This is a genomic window from Cyanobacteria bacterium QS_8_64_29 (assembly GCA_003022125.1).
In the GTDB taxonomy this organism is placed as follows: domain Bacteria; phylum Cyanobacteriota; class Cyanobacteriia; order Cyanobacteriales; family Rubidibacteraceae; genus QS-8-64-29.
In genome coordinates, this window is record PXQH01000009.1 from 32,590 (window position 1) to 33,569 (window position 980).

At 60.6% G+C, this 980-nt stretch carries 2 protein-coding genes; both read left to right on the forward strand.

Annotation, left to right across the window (positions count from 1 at the left end):
• Nucleotides 1-46: 46 nt before the first annotated feature.
• Complete coding sequence (locus BRC58_02365) at nucleotides 47-616, forward strand: hypothetical protein (protein ID PSP18956.1); 570 nt, start codon at nucleotides 47-49, stop codon at nucleotides 614-616.
• A gap of 32 nt (nucleotides 617-648) precedes the next feature.
• Nucleotides 649-980 (forward strand): DUF4178 domain-containing protein (locus BRC58_02370; GenBank protein PSP18957.1); only part of this gene is annotated, 332 nt, incomplete at its 3' end.

Genomic DNA, 980 nt, shown 5'->3' on the forward strand with positions numbered 1-980 from the left:
GGGATGAGCGGCGTGCTGACATTCACCAAGCCTTCCTCGAGCTGGGCTGCGCGCTCATCCTGTTCAACCACCTACAGAAGTTCTGTTAGGCGCTCTTAACGACCCGCGCGTCCGCGTCCGCTACGGTGATGCATTCAAGCGCGCCCCCGAGCTTCCCCAGCGCTTCGATGCCATTCTGGCTGACTTCCCCGATCCGGACCGAAAAGCGACAGCCAAACTGTACTCGGCTGGCTTTTACCGCCGCCTGCTGGGCCGCTTAGCACCCGAGGGGGTATTCGTGACGCAAGCCTCCAGTCTCTTCTTTACCCCGCAAACCTTGGCATGCATTCGCGCCACCCTCGAGGCGGCAGTGGGCGGTGCCGTCTACCCCTATCGCGTCAACGTTCCCAGCTTGGGCCCCTGGGGATTTGTCATGGCCGCACAGGGCGCGTCCTTATCGCCGGGCGAGCCTGCCCCTCTGCCGGTGGCAACTGAATTCCTAACGCCGGAGCTGACGGCAAGCCTTTTCCAGATGCCAGCCGATCTTCCCCTGGCAACAGACGGCGTGCGCATCAATCAGCTGGCGCATCCCAAGCTCGTTCAGTACTACCACAATCCCCGCTGGGGACTCTACTAATCGATCCGTCCCATGCATTCTGAGGTCTTCCCATGTTGTGGTTCGTTTGGCTTGTCATTGCTGGCATTGTGGTTGTCGGCATCTTGCTGGTGGTGCGTCGCGCTCGCCCACCAGCAGCACCAAAGCAATCGCCTCTTCTCGAGCGCACGGTTTTCGACCTGCAGTTGGGAGACATCGTCCAGTATTTTGAGACGGACTGGGTAGTCGAAGGCTGGCTGACCTACCGCCAGGACGGTTTCAGTTGGTGCAAATACCTGCTCCAGGATGGAGAACGCATCCGCTGGCTCTCGGTGGAGGAAGATGACGTGGTGCGGGTGGCATGGCTGGCTCCGACTAAAGCGTTGAGCTTCGAACGCGAGCCACC